The following is a 19,735-nucleotide window of genomic DNA, read 5'->3' as shown; positions in this document are numbered from 1 at the left end:
CCGATGGTGATGGTACTTGTGATCTGAACTGTGATAATGATGGTGACGGTACCTGTGATCTGAACTGTGATAATGATGGTGATGGTACCTGTGATCTAAACTGTGATACCGATGGTGACGGGGATTGTGATCTGAATTGTGATACTGATGGCGATGGCGATTGTGATATCAATTGTGATACCGATGGTGATGGCGATTGCGACCTGAACTGTGATACCGATGGTGATGGTGATTGTGATCTAAACTGTGATACCGATGGTGACGGGGATTGTGATCTAAACTGTGATACCGATGGTGACGGGGATTGTGATCTGAATTGTGATACTGATGGCGATGGCGATTGTGATATCAATTGTGATACCGATGGAGATGGTACTTGTGACTTGAATTGTGATACCGATGGTGATGGCGATTGCGACCTGAACTGTGATACCGATGGTGATGGTGATTGTGATCTAAACTGTGATACCGATGGTGACGGAGATTGTGATGTGAATTGTGATACCGATGGCGATGGTGATTGTGATCTGAATTGTGATACCGATGGAGACGGCGATTGTGATATTAATTGTGATACCGATGGTGATGGTGATTGTGATCTAAACTGTGATACCGATGGCGATGGCGATTGTGATATTAATTGTGATACCGATGGTGATGGCGATTGCGACCTGAACTGTGATACCGATGGTGATGGCGATTGTGATATCAATTGTGATACGGATGGAGATGGCGATTGTGAGCTGAACTGTGATACTGATGGCGATGGTGATCCGGATATTAATGTCGATACAGACGACGATGGTAATTGTGATTTGAATTGTGATACTGATGATGATGGTGATTGTGACTTGAATTGTGACACCAATGGTGATGGAGATTGTGATATTTTCTGTGAGCCTAATCAAGACAATGATGGGGATGGAGTTCCTGATGCTGATGAATGCCCAGATTTCCCTACTTGTAGAGATACTGATGGGGATGGAATTCCTGACTTTGAGGACGATGATGATGATGGCGATGGTACACCAACTTCTGATGAAGATTCCAATGGTGATGGTAATCCAATTAACGATGATTGTGATAATGATGGAATACCAAATTTCCTTGATCCTGATCCTTGTGGTATTACCAATATTCCTGCAGGATTCTCACCAAATGGTGATGGCATCAATGATACATGGGTGATTCCAGGAATAGAAGCGTTCCCAAATAATGAAGTCAAAGTATTTAATCGATGGGGGAACGAAGTATTTGATGCCAAAGGTTATCAGAATGACTGGAATGGGGCTTCTACCGGAAAGCGTGTAATTGGTTCTAGTGAAACATTACCAGCAGGAGCATACTATTATATTATCGACCCAGGTGATAATAGGACGCAACCCATAACAGGATGGATATATATTAATTACTAAAATGATATGTGATGAGAGGATAAGAAATCCTTATCCTCTCTCTTTAAAAACAATAAAATATAAAATGATGAAAAACTTAAACTATATATTTTTTGTACTAGCACTATCATTAGTAGTACAAACCAAAGCACAGCAAGATCCTCACTTTAGTCTTTATAAATATAATATGAATATTGTCAATCCTGCATATGCAGGAACAGAGGGCAATCTAGAAGCTCTTTTTGGAGTTCGAAGCCAATGGACAGGGATAAAAGATGCTCCTGAGACCTTCAACTTTAATGTAAATTCTCCTGTAGGTAGAAATGTAGGGTTGGGATTAAGTGCTGTAACTGATAGGGTATTTGTAGTTTCAGAAACACACATATATGCAGATTTTTCCTATAAAATAAAAATTACTGATGTAGTAGACCTATTTGCTGGGATTAAAGCAGGTGGATCTTTTCTTGATGTAGATCTCAATGGGTTGGTAGCAGATGATCCTTTATTTACAGAAAACATAAGCAATTTTAATCCTAATGTGGGAGTAGGATTTTATTTAAAAGCACCGAAATATTATGTTACTGTTTCTGCCCCTGGACTATTAAAAAATGATAGGTTCGAAAAAGAAGGAGTAGTACCTGTTTCGGCTAATGATAATGTTCATTTCTTTACCGGAGCTGGTTATGATTTTAATCTAAGTGATAGTTTTATGCTAAAACCATCTGCTATGGCAAAATTTGTGTCGGGTGCACCAGTATCTGTTGATTTGACAGCTTCAATGTGGTATAAAAAGCGTTTGGAATTAGGAATTAACTATAGACTAGATGAAAGTTATACAGGTTTTCTAACCATGGAATTCTTAGATCATCTTAGAATAGGATATGCTTTTGAACGTGCAACAACGGACATCAATACCTTTAGTAATGGGACTCATGAGGTGGTATTAAAATTGTTATTAAGAAATAAAAAGAAAGCATATGTTACAGAAACAAAACTTTAAGAATTAGCTGATACATAAAAATAAGTAAGAATTACTAACCTATTTGATTGATGCTATGCTTAAGTGAAACCTTTCGATATTTATGGGGTATTATCGAAAGGTTTTTTAATATTACCATAATATAATTTCATGTATTTGTAAAGAGGGAATTTTTACTTATATTTATATACAAGTTATATCTATTAAAATGGCATACTTGATAGATAGGCAAACTTGTTTTTTTCTTACCCCACAAATTTATATGATAGTCTCAGATAAATAATATTCTTAATGATGATCTGAAAAAAAAAGCAGATATAGAGAGAATGAATACGATATTATAATTGCAGTAAAATAACCTTAGTATTGAATAATAAAAAAGTGTAATATTTTCAATTCTATTAAGAAATAAAACAACCCCACAATTGTAAAACTTTGGCGAGCCAACAAAAGCAGGGTCTGAATAACGATTAATTAATGAAAATCAATCATTATGAAAAGACTTTTATGTCTTAATATTCTTTTAAAACTATTTGTTTTATATGTGCATAGGATGCAATATTTCCCTATGAAAGAAATTGTGTTTCTCTTCTGTATATCCCGTGAGATGAAAAATAGTAATTCTTTAGCAGCTTTCCGATATTTATCTCAATTTTTTAATACTTTTTTAACAAGTATAAAAACGTATATCTCTATAAATAAACTCTTTACTTTTAAAGTATTTACTTTTTATGGTAACATGTTACATGCTAAAACGCAAATAATAATTACTTTATTGCGCAGTCATATCACTTCTAGGGGTAAACTTTTTAACAATACGAACATAAGTTTTTTAAACCTCAAACCCATCTGGAATATTCATTATAAATTGAATAAAAACATTATTTAAATTATGAAAACACATATAAAAAACAATAATTTTCTTTAGTAATGTGTTTACTTAGAACCTCCCGTGATTTATTGGGGTAATAACGGGAGGTTTATTCTAAAAAACGCATTACAATAACAATACAAAAATGCTATGGTTTGTATTGTGGCACGATTGATTTTTATACATTATTGTATATGAAAAAGAAGAATGATGAATGTGCCGAAAGACTGTCTTATATAAGACAGTCTTTTTTGTTAATGCATTTTGCTATTTTAGCATTTATGATGGATATTAAATTACTCGAGTACCTTGAATCTTTTCTCACTCCTAGGCGTTTAGAGTTGTATACCAAAGTATTAGATGAACGAACTAATCATTTTACTGTTGCGGTAGAAGATGTATATCAGTTGCATAATACCAGCGCAGTAATGCGAAGCTGCGATGTGTTTGGGGTGCAAAATATACATGTAATCGAAGAGGTAAATCAAAAGCGGATTGATCGGGAAATTGCCATGGGAGCACAGAAATGGGTAGATATTAATAGATATAGCACCACAAAAGAATGTATTAGCAACCTAAAAACCAAGGGATATCAAATTGTAGCTACTACACCGCATGACCATTCTGTAGAACTTATGGATTTTGATGTAACTAAACCTTCAGCCTTCTTTTTTGGAAAAGAAGTAGAAGGCTTAAGTGACATAGTTTTAGAAGAGGCAGATACCAAACTGCATATTCCTATGGTGGGTTTTACTGAAAGTCTTAATATTTCGGTATCGGCAGCTATTATTCTGCAACATGTAACTTCAATGTTAAAAAAGACAGATGTTCACTGGCAATTATCTAGGGAAGAAAAACTACAAAAACGAATGGATTGGGCTAAAAAAGCGATCAAAAGCCATAAGCAAATTATAGAGAGATATCATGGCACAAAGTAAACGTGAGATGTTTTGTTTAGTACTTTTTTGTCACTCTAGTTTAATCTAATTTGGTGTGTAATATACCTGCTTTTTTTTACTAAGAATTTAATAAACAATGGTTTAAGCGTAGTTTTTTGAAGTTGTTAAATTATATAGGTTTAAAATTATTTCATTATATTTGAGTAAGAAACTAAATATATAAAGTTTCATAAGTCCTCTAAACACAACAACGTCATGAACAAAAAACCATCCTCTCCCAACAAGGTTATATCTTTGTTTAAGCAAGTAAAAGGTAAGCTCAATGGAGCTAAATCTGCTAATATTCAATATCATAATGAGGTGTTGGATATCTTTCAGAAGAAGACCACTACTACATAGAGATTCTTAATTTTTTTCGATTACATGCAGAGTATACTTAACAAAGTATATAGGTGATTTGTGTTTTCAAATCTTAAGAACAAGTTGTATTTTTAAGCTCACTCTTAAGATATAGTTATGATCACTTGGTTCGAAATCCCAGTTACAGATATTGAACGTGCAAAATTGTTCTATGAAAAAGTTTTTGATATTCAAATTCATTTAGTGGAAATGGATGGAGTACAAATGGGATGGTTTCCTAACACCAATCAAACCGGAATAGCTACAGGAACCTTGATTCTTTCAGATGAACATTATAAGCCGAGTCCTGATGGTGTCTTAGTTTATTTCTCCTGTAAGGATGTCGCTAATGAAATAGGAAGAGTAGAGGAGGCGGGAGGTAAAGTTGTTTCCGATAAAAAGATGATCTCAGAAGAACATGGATATATGGCTTATTTCATCGACTCAGAAGGGAATAGAATTGCATTACATTCATCACAATAATTCTTAATAATAGATTTTTAACAAAAACTATTAAAAAATATATCAAAATTATCAAAACCTACCCTTTAGGATGGGGTGTGGAGCCTAAACTTACCATGAGGATAGTCAAAACCTCGGTACTCCGAAGTTCAGAACATCATGCGTCTGAGAGTAAATCATCGATAGGGGACCATCAAACCATCGACAGGGGTACTTAAAACCATCAATGACCCTAGTCCAAACCTCGGTGACACCGAGCCTAAACCATCGCCATCGGAGCTTTGAACTTCCATATACCGATCTCTTAAGGTGGGATGGGTAGTGCTTAAGGTACCCTAAACCTGTCCAATACCTTAAGTTTTTAACAAGTTGAAATATGGATAAATAAAAAAATCCCGGCAGAGCCAGGATTAGTATAGTCGTGTATAGCTGAAGAAAAACTTATTTTCTATCTAATACTTTATATTCTTCGTAACATTCGCTAATGGCGTCTAATATTTGTAGATCATTAGCAAATTTTATAAAATCAGCAGAGTAATTACAATTTCGTAGAATTTCATCGATATCTAATCGTTCTACCTGCAATAACGCCATCAGGGTTTCTCTATCAAATTTGTTTTCCAAAAGATTACGGATTTCATCATCTTTTTTCATTTTACGTAGCTTACGTAACTCTTTAGACCGTTTTCCAAAGATGTTATATAAGAAGTCTGCAGGGTTAAATATAGCTCCTAATACTTTATTTACTGCTCCTGGTTGTCTGCTACCGCCTTCATACCCGGAATTTAAACCAGAAATACTATATCTATAGTTGTTATAGACAGGAATTCGTTTGGCATCAATTTCCAGATAACCAGTGAGTTGTACATCTTCAATAACAACCTCTTCCAGTGCTATACCTAACTCTGTCATTTTAATTTTTACATCACCAAACTTAGTCCAGTCATTAGTCACCCTTACTTTTAGTGGTTTATAACCGATATATGAAAAATATAAAGTGTCATTAACTTTAGCAGGAATAGTGAATTCTCCCTTTTCATCAGTAATTGTACCTATGACTTGGCTTAAGTTTACTATATGTACACTTTCTAGTTCTTTATCTGTAGAGGCATTAAGAACTTGTCCTGATACTGTATCTGAACTATCCTGTGCATAACTTGTTACACCGATTATAAGTAATATGTATAATAAAATTCTTTTCATGTATTCTATATGGTATCCAATTTTAAATAAGATAACATAAAAATCGCGCCAAAAATCATATTACTATGTTAATATATAATTTTATCTACGATCACTACGCTTTCTTCTGTCTCTTCTTCCGTTGCCCGATTGCCCTCCACGATCTTCTCTATTAGAGCGCTTTTTTCCTTTGGGCGTAAATCCTTCACTTCTACGTTTTCCTTTATAACCTCCATCATTACCGTCACGTCGTCCTCTTCCTCTTCCTCGCCCTCTGTTTCTGCCAGAATCTTTAGAAATTTCAACATTTACTTTTCTGCCTTCCATTCTGAAATCTTCAAAAACAGCAAGTACTTTTTCCTGATGTTCTGATGCAGTATTAAAGAAGGAGAAGCTTTCTTTGACATCTACTCGGGTTAAAGCGTCTCTTCCGAGTTCTAATACTCCTTTAAGAAAGTCTTTAAGTGTCATCCAGTCGAATCCGTCTTTTTCTCCAACATTAATAAAGTAACGAGTACTACCATCACTGCTCCCTGAGTCTCTTCCGCCATCTCCTGCAGTATTAAGATCTCTGGCGTTTTTATAATAATTATGAAAGCGAGAAAATTCTACAGAGAAGAATTTTTTGATTAATTCTTCTTTAGTAAAATCTTCTAATACTTCATTAATAGAAGGTAGATAACTATCAATCTCATGATTGATTTCTGATTTAGCAATATCATTTGCCAAGTGAAACAATTGAACCTGACAAATTTCTTCTCCGCTGGGGATTTCTTTTTTCTCAAAGTTCTTTTTTATAATACGCTCTACAGCCTTAATCTTTCTAACCTCACTCTTAGAAACGATCACCATAGAAACACCGCTTTTTCCTGCACGCCCTGTACGTCCACTTCGGTGTGTATAGGTTTCAATTTCATCCGGCAATTGATAGTTGATTACGTGGGTTACATCGTCTACATCAATTCCACGAGCAGCAACATCAGTAGCTACTAACATTTGTATTTGACGGTTTCTGAAGCTTTTCATTACCAAATCTCTTTGGTTTTGACTCAAATCCCCATGTAGAGCAGCAGCATTATATCCATCTTCAATAAGATTTTCTGCTACTTTTTGGGTATCTCTTTTAGTACGGCAAAATATTACAGAAAAAATATCTGGATTAGCATCTGCAAGTCTTTTTAAAGCTGCATATCGATCTCTGGAATTTACCATATAGTATTCATGAGATACATTTTTAGATCCAATGTTTTTATGACCAACGGTGATTTCCACAGGAGAACTCATAAAACGTTTGGCGATGGTTGATACCTCTTTTGGCATAGTAGCCGAGAATAACCAGGTATTTTTGTCGTCTGGAGTATTAGAAAGGATAGCTTTGATATCCTCATAGAATCCCATATTCAGCATTTCGTCTGCTTCGTCTAATACACAATACCCGATATTGGTAATGTCAACCATTTTTCGGTTGATCATATCTTGCATACGTCCAGGAGTAGCCACTATAATCTGTGCGCCACGTTTGATTTGCTTAGCCTGATCAGTAATACTGGCACCGCCATAAATCGCTACAGTATGTAATCCCGGAATAAACTTTGAATAGTTTTTTAGTTCATTAGTAATTTGAAGACAAAGCTCACGGGTAGGAGATAAGATTAACCCTTGTGTAATTCTACTGTTACTATCAACTTTTTCTATCAGAGGAAAACCAAAAGCAGCTGTTTTTCCGGTTCCGGTTTGTGCTAAAGCAACAATATCTGTTTCTTCGTTCAGAAGAATGGGGATGGCCTTTTCTTGTACTTCACTAGGGGTCTCAAACCCCATTTCATTCACTGCCTTTACGATGGCTTCACCAAGGCCCAATGCTTCAAATTTGTTCATATAAATTAAATAAGCCGCAAAGGTACGGTTTATTATTGGTCTATTACAATAACGAAGAGTATATTATAATGTTACAAATTAGCGGTATAGATAAAATAATGGTTTAAAAATTTTGAATCATAAGTTGTAAAAATTGAAGTTACTTAATAACTTCAATTTCAAATACTTGATCCCAGTATTTTCCGGTAACAAATAATTGCTTGGTATCAGCTTTATATGCAATTCCGTTAAGCACATAATCTGAATCCTTTTCTTTACCAATCGGAGTCGCTTTTGATCTAAGTCCTTTTAAGTTTATCACCCCTTCCAGAGCTCCATTATCAGGATTGATGATCGCAATACCATCTTTTTGGTAAGTGTTTGCATAGATTTTTCCTTCTACCCATTCTAACTCATTGAATTTAGATTTTACACTTTTATTAGTAGTTACCTGGATGTACTCTTGTTCTGCTAAGGTCTTAGAGTCAAGGATCCAAATTTTTTCAGTACCATCACTTTTATAAACATGCTCTCCATTATTACATAATCCCCAACCTTCTTTACTATTATTATATGTAAAACTTCCTGTTTTTTTCATAGTATTCAGGTCATAGATGAACCCTGTCTTGGACTGCCAGGTGAGCTGATATATCTTATTATTAAGGATCGTAATACCTTCACCAAAATATGCTTTATCCAGATCTACTTTTTTTAAGACTTCACCGGTTTTATAATCTATTTTACGCAAAGATGAATTTCCATTCTTTCCTGTGTTCTCATATAATGTATCTCCTACAAATTCTAACCCTTGTGTGTAGGCCTTGTTGTCATGAGGGTAGGAGTTAATAATCTTGTATCCATATATTTTAGGAGCTTGATTATTGAAGAAAGTTACTTTTTTAATAACTTCTTCTATTTTACCATCAAAGTATACTACTGCTATAATTTTATGACGCCCTAGTTTTTCATTATCTATTTTTTCTGTAAAAGGTTCAGAATCTGATAATGTTTTGATTTTTGTATTATCAATTTTATATACAACAGAGTCAATAGCAATGTTTTTTTTGTTTACTAATGTTGTTTTTAAGGTTTCTCCTATGTAAACTGCCCCTTTTTGGTTAGCTATAGAAAGCGAAAAGTACTTTGTTTTTTTATCTGCATTGCTTCCGCAGCAAATTAAAGTAGAGTTTAATATAATGAAGGCGAATAGGTTACGCATGGTATCGAGATTTGATAGATTAAGGAGCAAGATATTTATTTTAATTGGGTTTAAAAAATGATTGTAATATTAACTAAAGGTTGTATCTTTGCACCCGGCAAGTCCTACACAACCAGCTCCTGTTGAATCCCCCAGGGTGGGAACACAGCAAGGGTAGACGGTCGTAGCGGTGTGATGTAGGTAGCTTGCCTTTTTTTGTACCTTATTGTTACCTTCTTTTTCTTTACTTTTATCATTCTATTATAGTAATTATGGGTTTTAATATTACAGGCTATTCTACTGCACTTTTTTCTACCTGGTATTTTATTGAAGAACTAGGCATATTATTTGATGCCGGCGAAGGTGTGACCTCCGGACTGCTTCAAAAGAGCAGAAAAATAAAACATATTCTTATTTCTCACGCTGATAGAGATCATTTGACTGGATTGTTGCAATTAAATCAACTTAACGCTAGAGAGGGATTTCCGGTAGTGTATTATCCTGAAGACTGTGGTTCATTTCCAGCTTTAGAAAAATTCTCTAAAAAGTTTGATACCCATGTAAAAGGTACATTATGGAAACCCATTACTGAGACTTCGGTTATAAAGATAAAAAATGATATTCTAATAGAATCTATAAGAAATAACCATATTGAAGCCCCTGATAATATGGCAAAAAGCCTTAGTTATAAAGTGGTGAAAACAAAAAGAAAATTAAAAGAAGAGTATAAGAACCTACCCGGAAGAGAAATCAAAAAGCTTATTGAAGAAAAAGGAAACGAAAAGGTCACAAAAGAGATTAGAACGAATGTGTTGGGATACTCAGGAGATACTCCTGTGGAAGATTATTATCGATGGGATAATACTGATATACTAATCCATGAAGCAACTTTTTTGGATGAAAATAATCAAAGAGAGGTTAACTCTCGTGGTAATAAACATAGTACCTTGGAGGAAGTGATTAGAATGGTTTCTGAAATTAATATTCAAAAGCTAATTCTTGGTCATTTTTCTTCTCGTTATTCTGCCGAACAAATTGATACTCATATTAGAAAGTTGTGCGATAAATATGCAATCAATATTCCGGTATATAGATTATTACCGGGCGAGATAAAAAGAGATATTCTAAATGGAGTATCAATTAATAAATAATGTTTTCTTGGTCAAAATTCGTAATTCTAAATTCATAAATCGTAATTGGTAATTGTATATTTGCCCTATGAACACAGATCAAAATTCTAAAGTAGTTTTAATAACCGGAGGTTCTTCGGGATTAGGGAAATCTATTGGAACTTATCTTACTGAAAAAGACTATATCGTTTATGGTACTAGTCGAAACCCATCAAAATTTAAAGAATTTAAACCATTTGAGCTTTTGCAATTAGATGTTGCTGATAAACAGAGTATTCAATCTGCTGTAGAAACTATTCATAATAAACATGGCCGATTGGATGTATTGATTAATAATGCCGGAGCCGGAATAACAGGTCCTATTGAAGAAATCCCTGAAGAAGAAATTATAAAAAACTTCACAACGAATTATTTTGGTGCCATTCAGGTAACAAAAGCAGTATTGCCAGGAATGCGTGAGCAAAACTCTGGATTGGTTATTAATGTAACCTCTATTGCTGGATATATGGGGTTACCTTTTAGAGGAATATATAGTGCATCAAAAGCTGCTTTAGAATCTACTACTGAAGCTTGGCGAATGGAGTTAAAAGATTTTAATATTAAAATGACCAGTGTAGCTCCGGGAGCTTTTGCTACTAATATTGCAGCAGGACGTTTTCATGCACCTGTCATAGAGGGCTCTCCTTATGAAGAAAAATATGGAATGACCCTAGAATCAATTAATGAAGATGTAGATTCAGGTAAAGATCCATTAGATTTAGCGAAAAAGATTCATAATGTTATTCAAACTCCTAATCCTAAAGTACATTATAGAGTAGGAGCGTTTATGCAGAAGTTTTCTGTAGTACTAAAACGATTCTTACCAGGAAAAGTATACGAGAAAATACTAATGAATCATTATAAATTATAGGGTTATTTTTATCTTCGCGATCTATAAAGGAATATAAACCAAAAAACACAACAATCACATGAAATTTTTTATTGATACTGCTAATTTAGATCAGATTAAAGAAGCACAGGATCTTGGAGTATTGGATGGAGTGACTACTAATCCGTCTTTGATGGCTAAAGAAGGTATCACAGGGAAAGAAAATATTATTAATCATTATAAGAAGATCTGCGAGATTGTAACAGGAGATGTTAGTGCAGAGGTGATTTCTACGGATTATGATGGAATAATTAAGGAAGGAGAAGAGCTGGCCAAATTACACGATCAGATTATTGTAAAAGTGCCTATGATTAAAGAAGGAGTAAAGGCAATTAAATATTTCAGTGATCACGGAATCAAAACTAATTGCACACTTGTTTTTTCTGTTGGACAAGCCTTATTAGCGGCAAAAGCTGGAGCAACTTATGTTTCTCCATTTATTGGTAGATTAGATGATATCTCTACAGATGGGTTAAATCTTATCGCAGAAATCAGAATGGTGTATGATAACTATGGTTTTGATACTCAAATTTTAGCTGCTTCTGTTAGACATACTATGCACGTAATCGATTGTGCTAAAATAGGTGCAGATGTAATGACAGGACCACTTTCATCTATTGAAGGATTATTAAAACACCCATTAACGGATATAGGTTTAGCTAAATTTCTTGCGGATTATAAGAAAGGAAACTAAATTGATACAGAAGAGATTCTAATGATATTAAAAGCTGTTCGCTAAGGTGAGCGGCTTTTATTTTTGCAAGCTTGCAAAACTAGTATATCTCATGAGTTTGTCCTCAAAAGTAGTAGAGAAAAGATCTGCATTAGCATTTATAATTCTACCTTCGAGATCTACTAAAATGACCTTATTTCTATAATGAATTACCAATTCTTCAGAAGAACACTTGGGATATTTAAACTCGTATTCATATCCAAGGTTATAATGATGTCTTTTTATAGTCTTCAACCAATTTTTAGTTTGTTCTGCATCGGTGTTTATAGCGATAAAATCAATTTCGGGATAGATTGTACTTAGGTATGAAGCTTTTTTATGAGCTCTTACATAGTGATTTTTACTTTCTATAGACCAAAAATATAGAGCAGTGACAGGTTTTACAAAAAGAGATGATAGTCTTATGGTTTCACCATCTGATTTTATCAAATCTTGATCAGGAATAATATTATTTGGCTTTAATCTGGAGGTAGACCTAGATAGTTTTTTTAATTCCTTTTGGAATTTCTTATTTGTACTTTTAGCTAAATAATGTTTTAATACTTCATTAGAAGAATGATGATCTTCGCTTTCTAATAGGAATTTTGCAGTAAAACCTCTTAATAAATTATTTTTAATATACGGATGCGTAATTATACTGTCTATAATACTAAGCTCGTTAACGGTAATTTCTGCCTGATTCTTAGGGTATGTTTTGGTCTTGATATAATTACAATAAGACGAATTGATAATGTGGTTATTAAGAAATTGATGGTAAGAATATAATCTCTTTAGATCATCATCGTTATAATCCACATCCTTTCTATATACGAAGAACGATTTAGGCAAATCCTTAAACGGATCCAAACTAGTCATACCAAAGTGTCTGTAGAAATACATTTCATACCTGGAATAGAAATCGTACATAAAACTAGATTCCGCTAATTTTTGTGCAAGATTACTTAAGTTGTGCTTGCTAGTAAGTCGATCGAACGCTTTTAATCTTAATCTTAATAAAGAATCCTGATTTTTCTTAAACGCTATCGGAGTTTGTTTAAAATCTGTATTTTCAACCCTTTTTCTTTCTGTTTCATTTTGAAGAAACATGTCTATCAAGAAGTTGTTTTTTACGGCTCCTCTTCCTGTAAAAACTAAGGACTCATCAAACTCTAAAGTGTTTAAGCGAATCAATATACTATCGCCTTTTTCTAAAATTAAAATTTGATTTTCAGGATTATGCTTAAAAGAGTAGATTCCTTCTTTTAGGTTTTCAACTTTATGAAAAAACCTATTATTTTTGTCTAAATAGATAGTATCGTGATGCGCATTATCTTTAGAGAGAACAATATAATTGGTATTTGGGTTTACAATTTCTCCTCCAAAATAAGTGTGTTCTCCAATGTCCTTATTTGTAGATTTACAACTAAAAAAGGAAAAAGATAAAACAGATATAAAGGTTAAAAACCTTATAGTATAGCGTTGCATTTAGGGAACTATTTATATACTTTTTGTTCAAAAATAAAGCGAAACGGCTTTTACGCTTGTTAATTCTACGTTAATTGTAGAATTTGTAGAGAATCATTTAGAATTTGTAGCTTTTTTGTGAGATATTTCTATATGTACAATGACATATTAAAGTGCCATTGTTGATAGATTTAAAATAATAGTAGAATGTTTCAGGTTCTGCATTGATTTTTCTACTTTTGCGCCGAATTTAATTTTACAATTTTTTAATCATGTTATCAGTTTCTAATCTTTCAGTTCAATTTGGTAAGCGAGTGCTTTTTGATGAGGTAAATACTGCATTTACACAAGGTAATTGCTATGGTATTATTGGAGCCAATGGAGCAGGGAAATCAACATTTCTTAAAATACTTTCCGGAGCGATGGAGCCTACTTCAGGAAACGTGCATTTAGAGCCGGGAAAACGTATGTCTGTTTTAGAGCAAAATCATTATGCTTATGACGAGCACAATGTGTTGGAAACAGTTATTATGGGTAACAAGCCTTTGTTTAAAATCAAGACCGAGATTGATGCCTTATATGCTGATTATACTGATGAGAATGCAGAAAAAATAGGAGAATTACAGGTGCAGTTCGAGGAAATGAATGGATGGAATGCCGATAGTGATGCTGCAGCAATGCTTTCTAATCTTGGAATCAAAGAAGATCTTCATTATACTATGATGTCTGACTTGGATACTAAACAAAGAGTACGTGTATTGCTTGCTCAGTGTTTATTTGGTAATCCTGATGTGTTGATTATGGATGAGCCGACAAACGACTTGGATTATGAAACAATTTCTTGGTTAGAAACATTTCTGGCCAATTATGATAATACGGTAATTGTTGTATCTCACGACCGTCACTTTTTAGACTCCGTATGTACTCATATTTCTGATATTGATTTTAGTAAGATTAATCATTATAGTGGTAATTATACTTTCTGGTATGAATCTTCTCAATTAGCAGCTAGACAGCGAGCACAACAGAATAAGAAGGCTGAAGAAAAGAAAAAAGAATTACAAGAATTCATTGCACGATTTAGTGCTAATGTTGCAAAATCTAAGCAAGCTACTTCTCGTAAGAAAATGATAGAGAAGCTTAATATCGAAGATATCAAACCGTCAAGCAGACGATACCCTGCAATTATATTTGAAAGAGATAGAGAAGCGGGAGACCAAATATTAAATGTAGAAGGCTTAGCAGCAAGTCTGGAGGGAGATACTTTATTTAAAAACATAGATGTAAATCTTGCTAAAGGAGATAAAGTTGTCATCTTTTCCAAAGATTCTCGGGCTACTTCGGCATTTTATCAAATTCTGAACGATAAACAAAAGGCTGATGCAGGTAAATTTGCTTGGGGAATCACTACTACACAATCGTATTTACCGGCAGATAATAGTGAGTATTTTCAGAATGACCTTTCACTAGTAGACTGGTTACGTCAATGGGCAACTACCGAAGAGGAGCGTGAGGAAGTATTTATCAGAGGTTTTCTGGGTAAAATGATTTTTAGTGGAGAAGAAGCGCTTAAAAAATCAAATGTATTATCAGGAGGTGAAAAAGTACGTTGTATGTTATCCAAGATGATGATGACCAGGGCAAATGTGTTAATGTTAGATGAACCAACAAATCACCTTGATCTGGAATCCATTACTGCATTTAATAATTCTCTAAAGAATTTTAAAGGTACTGTCCTGTTTACAACTCATGATCATGAGTTTGCGCAAACTGTTGGTAATCGGGTGATTGAGCTAACACCTAATGGAGTAATTGATAGGTATGCTACATTTGATGAGTATATGAGTGATCCTAAGATCAAAGAATTGAGAGAAAAGATGTATGCTGTGAATGTCTAGAATATAATAGAAAATGAATAGGTCATAAAAATCCTGCATTTTGCAGGTTTTTTTGTTTTATTTCAACAACCCTTCAAATTTTAAAAACATATAATCTTTAATTGTGGATTCCAGAGTTTCTTTGGACGCGTTAAAGAACATATCATCAGTGATTAATTGCATAATAAAATATTCATCGAGCTTGGCTAAAAGATCTACAGAAACTGATTTAAACATTTTGTTTTCTATACCAAATAGATAGAACTGCTTAAGGTCAGCAAGTAATCCTTGTAAAAAATCCTCTATAATTTTCCAGGCGGTAGGAAAATGCAATTGTAATTGTTTGAGATAAAAGGCAGAAATATCCTTAGCACCTTCCGTCAAGATCTTGGCTAAAGTATCATAATGATAATCTATTTTTAGAATTTCTCCAGTGATTTCGTCTTTATATGTGTTTAGCCGATCAATCCTTACTTGAGTGATGTATTCAAAGATTTCTTCCTTGGTTACAAAATACTGATAGATAGTAGACTTACTTTTATTCATCAGTAGCGCAAGATCATCTATGGTCAATTCTCCTAAGTCTACCTGTTTTAATTTAGGGAGTATTGCTTGAGTCCATTTTTCTACTTTCTTGTTCTTTTCCTTTCTGTCCTTTACAAGAGATTTCCTACCCATATTTGATAAATTACAAAAATCGAACTATATTTGTTTTAATAGTTCGAAAAAATAACAATTTTTTTATTTTCAAACTTAATCATTTAATTCATGTCTGATCAAGCAATTTGGCAAAAATATACTGGAAAAGTAGCCTGGCCAACCATTATTTTGTTTACAAGCCTATTTATAGGTTACATTTTATTATGGTATGCTTATCAAAATGGACTTAAAGGAATCTGGACATCTTTAATCGGAGCTGTATTAGCTTACGGAATGTTTACGATTAGTCATGAAGCTAGCCATGGTAATATCGCTGGTGGAGTGAAATCCTATCAAAAATTCGAGCTGGCTCTAGGATGGTTGTCTTCACTGTTTTTATTATTTCCTTATTCTGCATTTGTCGTTATTCATTTACGTCATCATGCGCATACCAATGATCCTGTAAAAGATCCTGATAACTATGTTAATGGTAAAAATGCACTTTCAGTATTATTTAGATGTATTACACTAATTGGTCACTATTTTGGATTGTCTTTTGGTAAAAACAGTAAAAAAGACCCTGCTATGAATGTTGTAAGAAGGCATTCTTTAATGTTTTTGATATTCTTGAGTGCAGTTTTGATCGCTTTAATAGTTTCTGGTAATGGATTGGGATTATTCTATGTTTTTATTCTTTCGGCTTTAATCGCAGCACCGATATTGGCATTTTCATTTGATTGGATACCTCACTATCCACATCATAACTTGGATAAGTATCATAATACTAGAGTTATAACTATCCCTGGATTGGAGTTTGTTTCATTATACCAGAGTTATCATTTAATGCATCATTTATATCCTAGAGTACCTTTTTATAAGTATAAGAGTTGTTTTCAGGATTATGAAGAAGTACTTCAAAAAAAGCGTTCGCCTGTAGAAGGTTTTAGAGCTCAGGATATGTCAATAATGAAAAAGGAGAATACTTATAGTGATATCAAAGCTGGAGAAACCTGGAACTATATTCTAGAAGTAGAAAATATAATTCAGGAAACACATGACACAATTAGAATTGTTTTCAAGAATCTGGATATAACAGGTTTTAGCTATAAATCTGGGCAGTATATAGTAATTTCGGATTATGTTGGCGGTAAATTAGTGAGTAGGTGTTATTCAATTTGCGAAGATCCTTTAACAGGTAAGTTGGGTGTTGGAGTAAAGAGAGTCCCCGGAGGGAGGCTTTCAAATCATTTAGTGAATCATACAAAAAAAGGGTCTAAACTAAAGATTTCTGGTGTTTTTGGGAACTTCCTTCTTCCAGACAATCTTCTGGCTCCATTAGTTTTAATTGCAGGAGGGAGTGGTATTACACCTATACTTTCGATGCTGAAAACGGCGTTGAGAACTTCAGCTCAAGAAGTAACCTTGTTATATGGCTGCAAAAGTAAAGACGATATCATCTTTTCGGATGAAATAGAGGAATTATCTAAAACATATCCTGATAGGTTAACTTATTTATTAAGTCACGAAATTTTAAATACAAGTATACAACATCATTATTTAAGCGATATAGCTAAAAACTCATTATGCTATATCTGTGGACCAAAACCTATGATGGAAGCCTCTAAAGTGGTACTTAGGAACATCGGTGTTATTGAAGAAAATATTAAAGTAGAGGAGTTCACATATACTACTGAAAAACTTTCGGGAGAAGAATATAGTGTTGCTGTTAACGTAAATAAACAAATGTTATCTTTTCCAGTGGATACTTCAGAAACCATTCTGGAAGCTTCTTTACGAAATAAAAAAGAATTACCGTATGCTTGTAATATGGGGCAATGCGGCACTTGTAAAGCTACTCTTGTAGAGGGAGAAGTTATTTGGAGTAAAACAGAAAATATAGCTTTGCTAGAGAATGAATTGGAACAAGGATTTATTTTACCTTGTGTATGTAAACCCAAAACGAACATAAGCCTTAAAATATGAATTTAGAGACAGCATATGATTACGTCATTATAGGAAGTGGTTTTGGAGGATCAGTGAGTGCGCTAAGACTTTCGGAAAAGGGGTACAAGGTTTTGGTTATCGAAAAAGGAAAGTGGTACAAACCTGAAGATTTTCCTAAGTCTAATTGGAACCTGAAAAAATGGTTATGGATGCCCTTTTTTAGATGGTTTGGGATTATGAAAATGTCATTTTTCAGACACGTAGTTGTCATTTCAGGAACAGGAGTGGGAGGAGGTTCATTGGTTTATGCGAATACATTGCCCGTTCCTAAAAAGGAATTCTTTACCTCTGGTAGTTGGGCGAATTTAACTGATTGGCAGACTGAGTTGAAACCTCATTATGAGATGGCTTTAAAAATGTTGGGAGCACAAAAGAATCCACAACTTTTTGATGGAGATAAAGCATTAAAAGAGCTAGCTTCCAAGATGAATATCGAAAATGATTTTAGTGCTACAGATGTAGCAGTATTCTTTGGGATACCTAATAAAACAGTTTCTGACCCTTATTTTGATGGAAAAGGCCCTGATCGGACCGGTTGTAATTATTGTGGTGGTTGTATGACCGGATGTAGGTTTGGAGCCAAAAACACCTTGGATAAAAATTATTTATACCTAGCGCAGCAATTAGGAGCAGATATTCTTGCAGAACATGAAGTTTTTGATGTAACTGCTTCAAATGATGGTTATGAAGTGAAATATAAATCTTCGACTAATTTTTTTAAGTCTAAAAAATCTATTAGAGCTAAAGGTGTTATTTTCTCGGGAGGGGTTTTAGGAACTGTAAAATTACTACTAAAGCTAAAACAAAAATCACTTCCTAATTTATCTGATAAGCTAGGATATGGCATAAGAACTAATAATGAAAGCCTTATCAGTGTTACTAATCTTAATGGTAAAAAAGATATGTCTAAAGGTGTAGCTATCGGATCTATACTCAATACAGATAAAAATAGTCATTTAGAAATCGTTAGATATGCTAAAGGTTCAGGTTTTTGGAGATTGTCACATCTTCCGCTTACACACGGTAAAAATACTGTAGTTAGAGTTGCTAAAATGGTTACAAGTTTTATAAAACATCCAATTGCATATATTAAATTGTATACTACAAAAGACTGGGGGAAAAGCACTACTGTTTTACTTTTTATGCAGACATTGGACAGTACTTTAAAATTTAAAAGAAATTTATTTGGTGTGTTGAGTACTCGTCTTTCGGAGGGTAAAAAACCATCTGCTTTTATTCCGGAATCTTTAGGTTTAGCTAAACAATATGCTAAGCTGGTAAAAGGTAAAGAAACTGTTTTTGGGTTAGAGCCTTTGGCAGGAATTCCATCTACAGCACATATTTTAGGAGGAGCAGTTATGGGAACTGACGCTTCAGAAGGTGTTATTGATCAGAACAATAAAGTTTTTGGTTACGACAATATGTATATCTGTGATGGATCAATGATATCTGCTAACCCTGGTGTGAATCCATCACTTTCAATTACAGCAATTACGGAACGAGCAATGAGTAGGATACCTGATAGAAAAGAAAATTAATCTTTTTTATCAGGATTTTGGAGATATCTAAAGATAAGATACCCTCCAAAAATAATAAACACTATCGTAAATAAAGATCTGAACGTCCATTCAGATTCAGCCTGGAACCGATTATATAATCTAAAACTACCAAGCAAAACTAAAGTAATCCCTATCATTAAATCCCAGGTTTTGCGAGGAGCCTTATTTTCTTCTTCCATTA

17 protein-coding genes and 1 other RNA gene are annotated in these 19,735 nt (G+C 33.8%); 12 read left to right on the top strand and 6 right to left on the bottom strand.

Annotated elements, in window-relative coordinates:
* The 5 genes from J8M14_RS18155 to J8M14_RS18135 all read left to right on the top strand — a co-directional run.
* On the top strand, positions 1–1,415 hold a 1,415-nt coding region (locus tag J8M14_RS18155), incomplete at its 5' end, for a gliding motility-associated C-terminal domain-containing protein (protein WP_211076242.1).
* Positions 1,416–1,482: 67 nt separating this feature from the next.
* Complete coding sequence (locus J8M14_RS18150) at positions 1,483–2,394, top strand: type IX secretion system membrane protein PorP/SprF (protein ID WP_211076241.1); 912 nt, start codon at positions 1,483–1,485, stop codon at positions 2,392–2,394.
* 1,131 nt (positions 2,395–3,525) lie between these two features.
* Positions 3,526–4,182 (top strand): RNA methyltransferase, encoded by a 657-nt coding sequence (locus tag J8M14_RS18145; RefSeq protein ID WP_211076245.1) that lies wholly within the window; start codon positions 3,526–3,528, stop codon positions 4,180–4,182.
* Between the two features lie 216 nt (positions 4,183–4,398).
* Positions 4,399–4,542 carry a hypothetical protein gene (locus J8M14_RS18140; protein ID WP_211076240.1) on the top strand — a complete coding sequence of 48 codons (144 nt, stop codon included), beginning with the start codon at positions 4,399–4,401 and terminating at the stop codon, positions 4,540–4,542.
* A gap of 117 nt (positions 4,543–4,659) precedes the next feature.
* Positions 4,660–5,025, top strand: a complete 366-nt coding sequence (locus J8M14_RS18135) for a VOC family protein (protein WP_211076239.1) — start codon at positions 4,660–4,662, stop codon at positions 5,023–5,025.
* 420 nt (positions 5,026–5,445) lie between these two features.
* Here J8M14_RS18135 and J8M14_RS18130 read toward each other — a convergent pair whose 3' ends face one another.
* The 3 genes from J8M14_RS18130 to J8M14_RS18120 all read right to left on the bottom strand — a co-directional run bounded on the left by J8M14_RS18130 (position 5,446) and on the right by J8M14_RS18120 (position 9,262).
* Complete coding sequence (locus J8M14_RS18130; RefSeq protein ID WP_211076238.1) at positions 5,446–6,207, bottom strand: carboxypeptidase-like regulatory domain-containing protein; 762 nt, start codon at positions 6,205–6,207, stop codon at positions 5,446–5,448.
* A gap of 81 nt (positions 6,208–6,288) precedes the next feature.
* Positions 6,289–8,064 (bottom strand): DEAD/DEAH box helicase, encoded by a 1,776-nt coding sequence (locus J8M14_RS18125; protein WP_211076237.1) that lies wholly within the window; start codon positions 8,062–8,064, stop codon positions 6,289–6,291.
* 139 nt (positions 8,065–8,203) lie between these two features.
* The gene (locus J8M14_RS18120; protein ID WP_211076236.1) at positions 8,204–9,262 is read right to left on the bottom strand and encodes a glutaminyl-peptide cyclotransferase; all 1,059 of its coding nucleotides are present in this window, start codon (positions 9,260–9,262) and stop codon (positions 8,204–8,206) included.
* A gap of 95 nt (positions 9,263–9,357) precedes the next feature.
* Here J8M14_RS18120 and ffs point away from each other — a divergent pair.
* The 4 genes from ffs (at position 9,358) to fsa (ending at position 11,993) form a co-directional block, all read left to right on the top strand.
* Positions 9,358–9,456: signal recognition particle sRNA small type (gene ffs, locus J8M14_RS18115), an RNA gene on the top strand.
* 57 nt (positions 9,457–9,513) lie between these two features.
* Complete coding sequence (locus tag J8M14_RS18110; RefSeq protein ID WP_211076235.1) at positions 9,514–10,392, top strand: MBL fold metallo-hydrolase; 879 nt, start codon at positions 9,514–9,516, stop codon at positions 10,390–10,392.
* A gap of 67 nt (positions 10,393–10,459) precedes the next feature.
* Positions 10,460–11,281, top strand: a complete 822-nt coding sequence (locus J8M14_RS18105; protein ID WP_211076234.1) for an SDR family oxidoreductase — start codon at positions 10,460–10,462, stop codon at positions 11,279–11,281.
* Between the two features lie 58 nt (positions 11,282–11,339).
* Positions 11,340–11,993 (top strand): fructose-6-phosphate aldolase, encoded by a 654-nt coding sequence (fsa, locus tag J8M14_RS18100; protein ID WP_211076233.1) that lies wholly within the window; start codon positions 11,340–11,342, stop codon positions 11,991–11,993.
* Between the two features lie 57 nt (positions 11,994–12,050).
* Here the strand turns inward: fsa and J8M14_RS18095 are convergent, their stop codons facing one another.
* Positions 12,051–13,496 (bottom strand): hypothetical protein, encoded by a 1,446-nt coding sequence (locus tag J8M14_RS18095; RefSeq protein WP_211076232.1) that lies wholly within the window; start codon positions 13,494–13,496, stop codon positions 12,051–12,053.
* Between the two features lie 251 nt (positions 13,497–13,747).
* On the opposite strand from J8M14_RS18095, the gene J8M14_RS18090 reads away from it, so the two are divergent.
* Positions 13,748–15,373, top strand: coding sequence for an ATP-binding cassette domain-containing protein (locus J8M14_RS18090; RefSeq protein WP_211076231.1), 1,626 nt, complete (start codon positions 13,748–13,750; stop codon positions 15,371–15,373).
* Between the two features lie 57 nt (positions 15,374–15,430).
* On the opposite strand, the gene J8M14_RS18085 is transcribed toward J8M14_RS18090, so the two are convergent.
* Positions 15,431–16,030, bottom strand: coding sequence for a TetR/AcrR family transcriptional regulator (locus J8M14_RS18085; RefSeq protein WP_211076230.1), 600 nt, complete (start codon positions 16,028–16,030; stop codon positions 15,431–15,433).
* 90 nt (positions 16,031–16,120) lie between these two features.
* On the opposite strand from J8M14_RS18085, the gene J8M14_RS18080 reads away from it, so the two are divergent.
* Both J8M14_RS18080 and J8M14_RS18075 read left to right on the top strand, forming a co-directional pair.
* On the top strand, positions 16,121–17,974 hold the full coding sequence (locus J8M14_RS18080) for a fatty acid desaturase (protein ID WP_211076229.1): 1,854 nt from the start codon (positions 16,121–16,123) through the stop codon (positions 17,972–17,974).
* Positions 17,971–19,533 carry a GMC oxidoreductase gene (locus tag J8M14_RS18075; RefSeq protein ID WP_211076228.1) on the top strand — a complete coding sequence of 521 codons (1,563 nt, stop codon included), beginning with the start codon at positions 17,971–17,973 and terminating at the stop codon, positions 19,531–19,533. Before J8M14_RS18080 ends, J8M14_RS18075 begins: the two co-directional genes overlap by 4 nt.
* Here the strand turns inward: J8M14_RS18075 and J8M14_RS18070 are convergent.
* Positions 19,530–19,733 (bottom strand): hypothetical protein, encoded by a 204-nt coding sequence (locus J8M14_RS18070; protein WP_211076227.1) that lies wholly within the window; start codon positions 19,731–19,733, stop codon positions 19,530–19,532. The two genes, J8M14_RS18075 and J8M14_RS18070, sit on opposite strands and share 4 nt — an antisense overlap.
* Positions 19,734–19,735: the final 2 nt, after the last annotated feature.

This window comes from Aquimarina sp. MMG016, from assembly GCF_018100805.1.
Taxonomy (GTDB): domain Bacteria; phylum Bacteroidota; class Bacteroidia; order Flavobacteriales; family Flavobacteriaceae; genus Aquimarina.
Note: the sequence above shows the minus strand (reverse complement) of the source record. Positions and strands in the feature narration are given on the sequence as shown.